This window comes from Paenibacillus pectinilyticus (genome assembly GCF_001700435.1).
Classification (GTDB): domain Bacteria; phylum Bacillota; class Bacilli; order Paenibacillales; family NBRC-103111; genus Paenibacillus_E; species Paenibacillus_E pectinilyticus.
On the sequence record NZ_LYPC01000019.1, the window covers coordinates 68,406 to 80,839 of the forward strand.

The 12,434-nt window shown below is 47.7% G+C and carries 9 protein-coding genes and 1 pseudogene; 2 read left to right on the top strand and 8 right to left on the bottom strand.

The window, feature by feature from the left end; translation table 11 throughout:
* Nucleotides 1-11 precede the first annotated feature (11 nt).
* Entirely contained in the window at nt 12-1,250 is a 1,239-nt protein-coding gene (locus tag A8709_RS13675) for an EAL domain-containing protein (RefSeq protein WP_167357072.1), read from the bottom strand.
* 298 nt (nt 1,251-1,548) lie between these two features.
* Between A8709_RS13675 and A8709_RS13680 the strand changes: the two genes are divergently transcribed.
* Nucleotides 1,549-2,271: a response regulator transcription factor gene (locus A8709_RS13680; RefSeq protein ID WP_065852944.1), complete on the top strand. Its 723-nt coding sequence runs from the start codon at nt 1,549-1,551 to the stop codon at nt 2,269-2,271.
* Between the two features lie 173 nt (nt 2,272-2,444).
* Nucleotides 2,445-3,008 carry a hypothetical protein gene (locus A8709_RS13685; protein ID WP_065852945.1) on the top strand — a complete coding sequence of 188 codons (564 nt, stop codon included), beginning with the start codon at nt 2,445-2,447 and terminating at the stop codon, nt 3,006-3,008.
* Nucleotides 3,009-3,112: 104 nt separating this feature from the next.
* On the opposite strand, the gene A8709_RS13690 is transcribed toward A8709_RS13685, so the two are convergent.
* The 7 genes and pseudogenes from A8709_RS13690 to A8709_RS13720 all read right to left on the bottom strand — a co-directional run bounded on the left by A8709_RS13690 (nt 3,113) and on the right by A8709_RS13720 (nt 12,355).
* The gene (locus A8709_RS13690; protein ID WP_065852946.1) at nt 3,113-3,571 is read right to left on the bottom strand and encodes an RrF2 family transcriptional regulator; all 459 of its coding nucleotides are present in this window, start codon (nt 3,569-3,571) and stop codon (nt 3,113-3,115) included.
* Nucleotides 3,572-3,738: 167 nt separating this feature from the next.
* Nucleotides 3,739-6,024 (bottom strand): glycoside hydrolase family 3 protein, encoded by a 2,286-nt coding sequence (locus A8709_RS13695; RefSeq protein ID WP_065852947.1) that lies wholly within the window; start codon nt 6,022-6,024, stop codon nt 3,739-3,741.
* 21 nt (nt 6,025-6,045) lie between these two features.
* Nucleotides 6,046-7,335 carry an MFS transporter gene (locus A8709_RS13700; protein WP_065852948.1) on the bottom strand — a complete coding sequence of 430 codons (1,290 nt, stop codon included), beginning with the start codon at nt 7,333-7,335 and terminating at the stop codon, nt 6,046-6,048.
* Between the two features lie 181 nt (nt 7,336-7,516).
* On the bottom strand, nt 7,517-10,045 hold the full coding sequence (locus A8709_RS13705; RefSeq protein ID WP_065852949.1) for a GH39 family glycosyl hydrolase: 2,529 nt from the start codon (nt 10,043-10,045) through the stop codon (nt 7,517-7,519).
* A 5-nt stretch (nt 10,046-10,050) separates the two neighbouring features.
* Nucleotides 10,051-11,358: a voltage-gated chloride channel family protein gene (locus A8709_RS13710; protein WP_244163186.1), complete on the bottom strand. Its 1,308-nt coding sequence runs from the start codon at nt 11,356-11,358 to the stop codon at nt 10,051-10,053.
* Between the two features lie 98 nt (nt 11,359-11,456).
* Nucleotides 11,457-11,738, bottom strand: a pseudogene (locus A8709_RS13715) (SulP family inorganic anion transporter); the annotation flags it as partial.
* 242 nt (nt 11,739-11,980) lie between these two features.
* Entirely contained in the window at nt 11,981-12,355 is a 375-nt protein-coding gene (locus tag A8709_RS13720) for a DoxX family protein (RefSeq protein WP_065852952.1), read from the bottom strand.
* Nucleotides 12,356-12,434 lie beyond the last annotated feature (79 nt).

A 12,434-nucleotide genomic window follows, 5' to 3' on the forward strand; every position in this document is an offset into this window, starting at 1 on the left:
TATCCTACATTTCAGATAAGATGAACTAGCATTTCTTCAATATGCTGAACCTCAACCGGTTTACTATAATAATAGCCCTGCACGAATCGGCAGCCATACGCCCTTAGCGCTTGCAATTCCTCTTCTGTCTCTACCCCTTCCGCCACCACGAGGAGATTCAGGTGCTTCGCCATCGTAATCATCGTATTCACGATCACCGCGTTGACGGTTTGGTTCTGTAAGTCTTTAATGAAGGATTTATCAATTTTCATTTTATCGATAGGGAAATCACGCAGATAACCGAGGGAACTGTATCCTGTTCCGAAGTCATCCATCGCAATGCGGACCCCAAGCTTCTTCAGCTCGCCAAGCGTATCAGAAGCCAGCCTGGCATCCACGCTCAAGCTTTCCGTAATTTCGAGCTCCAAGTACTTCGGTTCCAGACCCGTTTCCTCCAGAATTTCAGCAATCGTCAAACTCAGCCGGCAATCGTTGAACTGCTTCCTGGATAAATTCACAGCCACAAACATCGGAGGAAGACCTGCCTTCTGCCACTTCTGATTCTGTGTACATGCCTCCCGCAGCACCCATTTGCCGATTTCATGGATAAGTCCACTTTCTTCTGCGATTGCTATAAATTCAGTTGGCGGAACGTGACCTAGATGTCGGTTGTTCCAGCGAAGCAGACACTCCAATCCAACCACGCGGCTCGTATGAATTTCAACTACGGGTTGATAGACGAGCTTAAATTCCTGCAGCTTGAGCGCCTTACGCAAATGAAATTCAATATCCATGCGCCTGCGCAGCAAAACTTCATTGAACATTTGGGAGCTTATCTCTGCTAATTCGGCATTTCCGTCCATTTGAATGGCTGCAGGATAGACGCCCTTAACCCCATTTTGAATCGTTAATTTGCACCGCTCTAAGAAATAACTGATAATCCCCTCTCTATGTAAACCTTCAACAAGCATGTCTTTATGAAAATAATCTGCTGCCCCTAATCGCATCGCCTGGATGGTTAGCACCGAGCCCTCCGATGTAGACGTGCTAAGGACAATGACTGGAGTAGGACTATGTTCCATAATGAGCTGGAGAGCCGTAAGACCTAACAATTCAGGTAAAGCCATATCAATCAGGACTAGATCCGGTTTATCACATAGCATACAAGCCAATGCCGCATGTCCATGCGCAGCAATCCCGACCAAATTAAACTGCTCATCCTGCTCGAACAGGGTCTTTACAACCTCCTGTGAATCTATTGATTCACTCACTAATAGTACCCCGTACCTGTCCCTTGGTCCCATTTTCCCGCCACCTCTACCCGCCATTCTTACTTATAACCACATTGTAGCTTCCACTTATTAGGTTACTTACTTAAATCTTATGAATTTAGACCTTTTTTTTCGCTAATATTTTACTAACATTTCATAAAATTTCGTTGATGAAAACGGTTTACTCTTAAATTTCGACAGCGTATAATGGATATATTAGCAAATTATTAGCGAGGTCACTCACCACTTCACATTTTACAAATTTAATTAGAAAACTATGCGTTAGGGGGGACTTCTAATGGACAGAGTTCTATTAATTGAAGACGATGATATTATCGGTGAGATGATTTGTATGTATCTGAAAGAGGAAGACTTCGTCGTTCTTAGGTGTCACAATGGACAAGAGGGCCTTGCAGCTCTGCATCATTTCCAACCCGACCTGATCCTATTGGATCTTATTCTTCCTGATTTCGAAGGCACAGAGCTTTGTAATTCCTTGCGAGGGTTAACGCCTGTTCCTATCATTATCATCTCTTCCAACTCCAAGGTAAGTGAGAAGATTGAAGCCTTTACCGTAGGAGCCGATGATTATTTATGCAAGCCCTTCAGTATGCACGAAATGAAAGCTCGCATACAAGTTCTGTTGCGTCGGTTCAAAAGAGAACTACCTGCAGAACAACAGCAGTCTCCTCCTCCAGAGCCTGCTCCCAGTCCGCAACGCGTAAGCGTGCCTGCTACGGAACTGCAAATTAATTTAGAGAAACGTACACTCCACGTACGAGGCGCTTCGATTGAAATGACCTTCTCCGAGTTCGAACTGATTCGTTTATTAGTCGAACACCCCGAGCGTGTATATCGACGCGAGGACTTAATCAATGCCTTACGCGGATTCGACTCCTACATAAATGAGCGTGCGATTGACGTACATATAACGAATTTGCGCAGGAAAATCGAAGTCAATCCCAAAGAACCTAAATACATTAAGACCGTTTGGGGCGTAGGCTATAAATTTGTGATCTAAATAAGCTGGTTCATACACCAAACCCGATCCTAATTAGGATCGGGTTATTTAACCTATTTTTAATAAAATTTAACAAAAATTGGTGGACTACTTTTCCACATTCTGTTAGTATTGGAATTCCGAGCACGATTCAGCGATAACCATACTAGAAGAATTATGGGTGAGGTAATGACATGCACATGGATATGAAGGACGACGCCAACGAAGTTGCCAACAATCTAGAGAATGCTTACCATTCGATCAATCAGACAGAAGATATGCGCGTGAGGAAGACGATCATGGGATTACTTATTCCCAGTGATCTCGATGTGATTCACATTGGAGCGCACAGTATCCATATCTTTATTCGTCAGGATGACACCACTTTCAGGATTCAAGGCGGTATATGCGAGCTTAATCAACAATTCGACTTACTGGAACCTCCGCATCAAAGACAGATTGCCACTTGTATCAAATGGCTTTCTTGTCGGCTGCCACCATCTTTACAAACCTTCGCTGTTATAGGTGATGGTGTTCAAGCGTTGTGCCCGCCTCAAGTGGAGCTAGAACAACATATGTTTTGCCTGCGTGAAGATTTCATCCGCTTCGCACAGCACATTGCTTTTCAAGAGGCTCGTATCCTACAAACAAACCCAATTGGCGACTCCAACTGTTTGCAAAAAGATGTTGCTCTGCATTGTGTAATACTAGCAGGATTGTTCAAATCAGGTGCCTCGAAATTTATGCCCTACTTCTGATAACCCCTTATCCGCGGCTCCTTCACTTCCGGTTATTCGGCTGCAATAAACCCAAATAAAGCGCATGCCTCTAAGCGAAGCATGCGCTTGTTTATATGCGTATCTTACTCTTCACATGGCCTACAAGGCTTTGAAAAAAACTCGACCCGGTTCATGACTTGTCTAATGGTGAAACTGCTCAAGTATTCAATTGTTCGCCTTTCAGCCTCGAATAGAATCTTCTCCAGCTCCATATCCAGCAGGTCCCCGGCCTCACCGCAGCCAGAACTCTCTTCAGGCTCTACACATCCGGCACTTACTGCGGAAAAGACTTCCCCAAGCGTGATGTCATCAGCAGACTTCCGCAGCATGTAGCCGCCCTCTCGCCCGCCCTTGGACTCCACGAGCCCCGCATCAGCGAGGGATTGCATCACTCTGCGCATGAAGGTCGCGTGCGAATCCACTTGATTAGCAATCGCCGCACTGGATAACAGGCACCCGCTGTTGGCTAACCAGACTATGCCGTGAACGGCTATTTTAAAACGTGGAGGACCAATGTTGACTCCGCGATTGGCTGTACTCATTCGACACCACTCCTAATGATCAGTAGGACTTTAAACATGCTGATTTCGTACGCTCATTATACCATTGCAATGATGCGCAAAGAAAGACCACTTGGCATAGCCAATTATTTTAACGCAAATAACCCGGCACAAGGCCTCATGGCCTACCGGGTTATTTCACATTCAGATCAACGATTTTTTCTATATTTCGCCGTACGCGTATCCTCGATAACACCGCTCCAATTCAGTCCGAAGGCAAAATCATACGTATGACCTTCCGAATCTTGGTGGCACAACATGTCATGCGCTACATCTTCCAGCTGCTCTTCAACCGTTCTCATATTGGCCGGCATTTGCATCGGAAGCAAACCGGATGGCTCATAGGCTCCCGACAATACATCCAGGATTGCCTGATCCTGCACGCCAAAGCTCACGATAATCGCATCCACTTCCGCTTCGAACTCCGCGACAACCGCTGGATTCGCCAGCAGCATCGAGACGATGACAGGTTTGCCTTTCATCATTTCCTTCGTCTCTAGGACGATTTCCAGATCGTTCGCATTCTGTGTGGTTACCGTTTTGCCTTGATAAGAGCGGTTAAGCACGTCATGTTCCCTAGGGTCGCCTGCAATACTTACTTCACGCGCATGTTCCGCTGTATAAGGTTTGTACTGAAGGCTAATCGGCACGTACCCGTTGCCGCCCTGTTCGGCATCCTCCTGGCTGTAACCAATGCCTGATTTCGGATTCTGGATGAATACAAGCCCGAAGTCGGCTTCCTCTGGATTGTCCGTCGTATCATAATACGTTTGTACAACCGCTAAATTAGCCAAGTGCTCTAATCTCTCTGGCGTTGGCATACCGAACCAATTCCTTCCGGCCGGTAAGTAGCGCTTTGGAATATAGACTTTGCTTCTCGGTTTCATCGGCAGGACTTGCCCCTTGTTCTTCAGAAGAACAACCGACTTCAGCTGCGCATCATAACCTGCTTGGATAAATTCAGGACTGCTCACGATCTTCGCACTTTCCTCTGGCTGCACATAAGGATTCTCGAACAGACCTAGTCGGAACATATTCAACAGAAGACGAACTGCCGATTGTTCGAACCGGCTTCTCATATAGGCCTCACCATGCTCGGCTACACCGATCTGGTAAGCCTCCAACACAGGCCCCGCTTCGTTATTACCGCCAAACTGATCCACACCAGCCATGATTAGCTTGTAGTGACGCTCTGCAACAGTTAAATGCTCAACTCCCCAGGACTTACCGGTCAAAATGGTATCCTGAACGCCTGTCTCATCGCCCGTAATCATCCAGTCTGTGCATACAACGCCATCATAGCCGTATTGTCCACGCAGTAAATCATTGATTAAATAGGCATTATACGCGTTGCCAACATTCTCCCCATTCACGTTATCCTGATCAAAAGAAATCGTATAATACGGCATGACAGCAGAAGCCTTGCCTGTTTTGCCATCTAATTGAAAGGCGCCATCGATGAATGGCTTCAAGTGCTCTTCGAAATTATTTCCCGGATACACCGCATATTTCCCACAAGCGAAATGCGCGTCTCGGCCTCCCTCGCCGGAGCCGCCTCCCGGCCAGTGCTTCACCATCGCGTTCACGCTGTCGAAGCCCCAGCCTTCGGCTAACTCCCGTTCACCTACGGACGTTTGGAAACCATCCACATAGGCACGCGTCATGTCGGTCGTCAAGGCAGAATCCTCTCCGAAGGTTCCATTGAAGCGGAACCAACGGGGATCTGTCGCGATATCAATTTGCGGAGACAGGGCTGTCGCAAGTCCAAGCGCGCGGTATTCTTTGGAAGCAACCTCCCCGAATTTACGGGTGATTTCGGGATCGAATGTGGCTGCAAGCCCCAACGTTTCAGGCCACATGGATACCCGTGACTCTGTCCCTGCGCCAATATTGAATTCCGAGCTGGCATCCGACCCATGCCGTGGATCTGAGCTGTTGTTCGCAGGAATGCCTAAGCCTGACTTTTCTGCGAATGCTTGCAGTAAGTTGTTCCAGCGTGCGCCTGTTTCTGGATTGGCAATTGTCGTCACGAGCACATGGCGTAGGTGGTCATCCGTCAAGAATGCGATTTGTGCATCCGTCAAATCCCAAGGATTTGCACCGCTCTCCTCGTAGGATTTCCCGCCATATTTCCCAGCGAACCAACCGCCGCCCGCAGCAGGTACCGCTTGATGCCCACTGTATAACATCAAGCCCGCAATCTCTTCTACTGACATTCTAGCGGCAAGATCCTTGGCCCGCTCCTCAGCGGGCAAACGCCAGTCCTCATAGGGCTTCAAGACACCGTCTTTGCTTACATTTTTAAAAGATAACCCATCTTGCTCTATGATTTGCGCACCGGATGAAAGGGAATACCCAAGTGTAGGTCCTCCCTCATTATGGATGAATGCGATTGATTCTTTATCAGCAGTTGTTGTATTTGTTTTGTTAGACATCGTTGTTTCCTCCCTAACCTATTAGGATATTAATTTATTAGCAGTTGGCATTTCATTGGTCATGATTTCAGGACGCTCACCTGGTAGTTGACCTACCTCAGGCAGCGGTCTTGTGGCCAAGATCCCGCCGACTACGCAAGCAGCCAATGCGATGTAGAAGAATGACCAGCCGCCGATAGCGAGCAGAACGGGTGCAATGGCAGGCACGATCGATTGTGGTAAGGCATTCGCGACGTTCATGAGACCGAAATCTTTGGCAGCATCGTCTTTATTAGGCAGGATTCGCGTAACTAACGCCATATCTACCGCTGAGAAGCATCCTCCGCCAAGGCTGATGATGACAGATGCTAGGATAAAAGCCATGTACGTTGGCACGAAAGCAAATAGTAAGATACCCATAATCATAATGATGGCAGAGCCATATAAGAATGGCTTTTGAATTTTGAACTTATCCGAAAGCATCCCTCCGAATACGCTCGTTAACGCCATCGCAAACAATGAAATAATTTGAATCGTACCTGCCGTTGAAGTCGCTTCACTCTCCGTGTAACCCATCCGATTGACGAGCATGACGGTTAAATAGAGGGAACTGCAAAAACCCATCATAAGTAAGAACTTCGATACAATTGCCCAAGTAAAGGATGGGAATTTACGCGGATTCGGATAGACTTTGCTTAATTTCTCTGCAAATGAAGTGCGGCCGCCTTGGACTCTTACGATATCCACTTTGCCCTCTTTAATAAAAAACATGCTGATGAGGGGGCCGACGATTCCGATAATCGACACCAACAGCCATTTCGTGCTCGAAGCAGCGTTCGGCATAGCCATCATAATTCCCATACCAACGGACATCGCTATAGGAACGATGAGACCGATTAAACCGGAAAGCGTACCGCGCTTGGACTCCTCGACTTGATCAGGTACAAGTCCCGTGAACGCCGCCATGCCGAAATTAAAGAACAACTGTGCGACGGACCAACCTACCATCACCTGCCATACCTGCGTAGCCTGACTAATCCACAATAGCGACGCGCAGCCTACTAAAGAGCCAATGATAATCCACGTACGTCTGCGACCGAACCGGTTGTTCGTTCGATCACTAAGCGCCCCGCCGATTGGGTTGCCAATCAGGGCAAAAAAGGCACCTATCCCCGCTACGAGTCCAAACGAAGATGTATATCCATCTGGATCAATTTCAATCATTTTGAATGTTAAAAGCAGAACTGCCGGCGTCATAAGCGCCATCATCATGCAACCATAGCCGAACATAATGCCGAATGTTAATCTTTTGAATGATGTTATAACTGCCATTGTTAACGACCTCCCACTTTGTACTGAAAACGTTTACATATTGATTATAATAAAAACCGCCTATCCTCGGAGAGGCAGCGGTTTATCTAATCCTATAGCTTAATTTAATGTATTTGATGTAAGCGCATTCTTCGACGTAACATGAGAGATTAAATTTTGCCCTAAGCCTAACCCCTCAACCTCACCAGACAGGAATCAATTCTATCAACTCAATCCCGTGCGGCTCTAACACCGAAACCAGGGTTCGCTCATTGTTCACTTCAATTAGGCTACTGCTCATCTTCGGTCGGGATCCCGCTTTCAAGTAGAGGATCTCCTCATGCCCCATAACTTGAGGCGCCCCCATCTCCACCCAGCGGTCATAGCTGCTCCCATACGCTCGACCTACCTTATGACTAACCATCCGATAACTACCGCTTGGTATACCTGTCAGTTCCAGCTCCAGCTTGATCGTCTTCACGTCCTTGAACCCATTGTACCGATTCACCGAATCGATGAAGGAGATATCGCCAAGCGCATAGAGATCATCGAAATGGCAGTAATTAAAGGTCAATATCTGATAGCCGCCGCGACCCGCGGTAACGATATACCGCTCTCCCCGCTCAATGAGTCGGTCACCTAATTTAGCCAACAATTCATAGGCCAGCATTCCCGCCTTAGGTATTCCATGCTGTGCAATCAAGCCGAGCCCGCCGTGGAACAACTGAGGTGAGGCCGCCATTTCTTCAATATTATCGCTAAGCACCCAATATCCGAAGCCGGCGATGCTGTCGAGATTATCGATAATATTTTTGACGATATAGGCGGCTTTGTACAAGGTATCATTCGTCAGTTCGCGATGATAAGCCGTCGAATTCCACTCCGTTAGGTATAACTCGACACCCGACATCCCATAAGGTTCCAGCAACTTCATCTCGTTAGCCAGCTTATCCCTCAGAAAATCGGGATTCGGAGACACGCCGCCGAACTCCTCCATAAGCTTACGAAACGATTGCAGCTGATGGAGTTCAGCGAATTGTTCGATTTGCAGCCTGCTTTCCAACCTGTCATGCGGGTAGAAATGAAGCGGAACGAAATCAGGCAGACACTCCCGCTCCTGACAAAAAGCAAAGAAATCGTCGTAAAAGTGTTCCACTTGAAGTGTAATGATACGACCAGGTGCTCCGATTTGAAGACGCTTCGATATCCGTTTAAGTGTTAGGTAAGTCTGGGCATAGAGCTCCCGATATTCCTCCATCGTGCCTGACCAGAACGCCTTGAATTCAGGTTCATTCCAGAACTCGAATTTCCACGATTCGACCTCTTCAGCCCCGTACCGATTCATACAATTCCGTATGAACCGATCGACCAGCTCACACCAGACAGCTACGGATTTGGGTGGGCTCACGCAGCTTTTAGTATAAAAGATGGTTGTATGCGGATCTGAGGCCATCGCGGTAGGCATGAACCCGAATTCAACGAATGGTTTCAATCCGATGGATAGCAAGAAGTCGAACAATTCGTTGATCAATCTGAAGTTGAATTGCGGACGACCGCTTTCATCCTCCGTATACACCATCATGGCGTCATCGAAGATGCCGTGGAACCGTAAGTAACGAAAAGACGATCGCTCCTGAAGCAGCTTGAGCTGCTGCTGAACGTCAGCGTGCAAACCTTCCTTCGCTTTCCCAATTGCGATTATGCTTCGCCATGTGTGCCCGATACGACTCCCTGTGACAGCTACATCAATCTGGTTGACCTCCGTTTCAAAGCCAGTGATCTCTTGGGATGTCTGCTGGGAGTGGCTTCTCTGCAGATACTGCTGTATAATCCCCAGGGCACTGGATTGATTAAACGTTAAGTAATTGCCAGCAAACTTGTCCTTCCTTTCACTGAGCTCTGGACGAAAATGCTTCCGATAATCGTTCGGGGTCATGTTGTATCTACTTTTAAAAGCCGCATAAAACGACTTCGCATTCGGGAAGCCATGATTCATCGCGATGTCCGCAATGGGCATATCCGCATTATGCAGCAATTCCTCTACCGTATGTTTCAAACGGATGCTCGTTACATAGGATTGAAAGTTGAGGCCAATATTCTCGCTGAAAAATTTCGATAAATACGGAAGGGATAAATATTCGCGTTCCGCAATGGCCTGAAGGGAAATTGGATCCCGATAATGCTCATCGATGTAGGTAATAATCCGCAGCATCCGCTCCATGTATTTCTCATTCATCGCACCATCGGATGCTTGCACCTTGAATTGCTTCAGCAGAATCGCGAATACTTCGAGCATGCGAATTTGCATATCAATTTCGTAGACATCGCTTTTCTTATGTTTGAGTTGTACCATCTCGGCTAGAAAACTACGGATACGCTCCAGGGCATGACGACGTTCCTTGTCCTTCGAACCCGAGTAGCAATCGAAGCTAAGGTCCTCTGCCCCTGTCAGCTTCTCTCTCAGATAATTAATCGGGATCAGAAATGTCGCAATAATATTCATATCCAGACCGATCACTTCATGGACATGGCATTGATTAATCAACAAGACGTCGCCTTCCGAAAGTGTCAGCTTCTCATGCTTCACCTTCACCTCGAGGGTACCGCGCAATACGAAGATGATCTCGACACTGTTATGCCAGTGACTCGGCACATAATTGACATTATGAAGCGAGACATCGAAGGGGAGTCTATCGTTCGTCTCCACTAATTCGTACATCGCATTCCGCATACCCTTCACTCCCTTTTATCTGTGACCCTAACTGACCCTAATGTCGCGTTCTCAGGTAGTACATGCCCCCTCGACTTGGACAATCCGATGCGTTGTGACGTGTAGATCCCCGTATGTCCGGAGAACAGATAGCTCACGATACAGGCCATGAACATGTAGATGATGCCTTCGGAGCCGAACAGCTCGATACCCATGATAAAGCAGGCAAGCGGCGTGTTCGTTGCCCCGCTGAATACCGCGATAAGGCCAAGACCGGCCAGGAACGGTGCGGAAAGCCCTAACACATCGGCAAGTGAATTACCGAGCGTAGCCCCGATCACGAATAGCGGCGTCACTTCCCCGCCCAGATAACCTGCACCCAGCGTGAGCGCGGTGAAAATCGTTTTCCATAAGAAAGCGAAATGAGCGACAGGCTCTACGAAAGCTTGCTGCAGCAAAGGAATGCCTAGTCCTAGGTAATCTCGAGTTCGGAAGATCGCAACCAACAGGATGATCACCAGCCCGCCGATAAAAGCTTTCAACATCGCATTTTTGAATAGGTAGGTGTACAATTTCTTCAAACCATGAGTCAATTCACTGAACAAGATGCTCGCTAAGCCGAATAGGATCGACGCAAACACGACTTTGACTATAACCCCTGTGGATAACTCAGGCACAGCCCCCATGGCATAATGAATATGATGAATGCCCCATGCCGTAGTTACGAGGTTCGCAACGAAGCTGGCGATAAAACAGGGAATTAACGCTTGGTATCGCACCATCCCGATGCTGAGCACTTCCAAGCCGAAGACCGTCCCCGCAAGCGGCGTGCCGAAGACGGAGCCGAACCCGCTGCTGATGCCGCACATGAGCAGGATTCTCCGATCGTGTGCATCTACTCGGAAGCGTTTGCCGATCCATTCGGCTAAGCTTCCCCCCATTTGCACGGCCGTGCCCTCACGGCCCGCGGAGCCGCCAAACAAATGCGTGAGCACGGTCCCGAGGAGGACCAGTGGCGCCATCCGCAAAGGGATCGACTCCTTGCCTTCATTCACTTGTTCAAGGATCAAGTTATTCCCCTTGCCCGCGTTTTTGCCTATTTTCAGATAGATATACGCCATCAAGGCGCCGCCCACGGGTAAAAGAAATAACAACCATGGATGGGCCATTCTTTTCTCCGTCACGAAATCCAAGCTAGCCAGGAACAGCGCAGATGCAGACCCCGTCAGAACGCCGACAAGGCTTCCGTAGAAAAGCCATTTGATAAATGAACCTATAAGTGCGATATGGAGGTATTTCCCGGCATACTCGGCAAGTGCCTTTGGATATTTCAACGTCATCTTCACCCCTATTTGAAAGGCCTGCTCTTACACATTACCAACTTGATCCATCAACTGCGTACTTTCCGCATTCAAGCCGATGATCGTGACTACTGCAAAATGCCTGTAAGTATCGTCGCGGCAAATAAATACTCGATCCCATATTTGGCTACGATGGGTCCCATCAACGAGGCCATCGCTCCTGTCGCCGCCGAAATCATCCCCCTACGCCCGCCAACGATCGATATCGTCACGGCTATACAGAAAGAGGCGTATAACCCCACCATCGGATCTACGCCCGCCAAGATGGAGAATGCAATCGCTTCAGGAATCAGTGCTAGGGCAACCGTTATCCCCGCAAGCACATCTTTACGGACATTGGAGAACCATGCCATTTTAACAGTTTGAACCCACAACCCACTTCCACTCCTTCATTTCACCCGTGCTACTCGACCATTCAGCCTTAGAAAAGTCGGGTCCGTTCGTCAACTTTTCTCATTATACACCTATCGCCCGCTTCCCTCTAGCCTGTACAAGGCGTTCTAATCTTTATTCGCTTCATTAAATAGGATAAAAAAATGAGCACAGCCTACCCCCAAGTGGGAGTCTACTGTACTCGCTGTCTTATCTCTATCGATTAGTTGAACCCTGGGAAATTCGAAAGATCCGAAACGTTGATGAAGAAAAGGATAATCGCTAAAATACCGATGAAAATGATCGGAAACATTTCTTTCAAGAAATCCTTCGCACGCACATGGGCTAGTGCTCCCCCGATCGCTGTAATCGCAATCACAAGTGCGCCTGCCGCGACCCAGCTCGCATCCCAGAAACCAACAACTAACGCGGCTGCGGACACGAACTCAACCAGTCCTGTGAATACACGGAACCATTGTGGTAATCGCAATTTTTTGAAATTCTCTACGTGCATTTTGGATCCTGTGATTTTACCGATACCCGCCATAAGAAAAGCTAACGCTAATAACGATTGTAAAATAATTGAAACGACATGCATGGTTCAACATCTCCCCTTCTCATTTGTACCCCTTACAAGTATATGCGCCTAAATCAAGCACAGTATTGCTTTTAAAAAA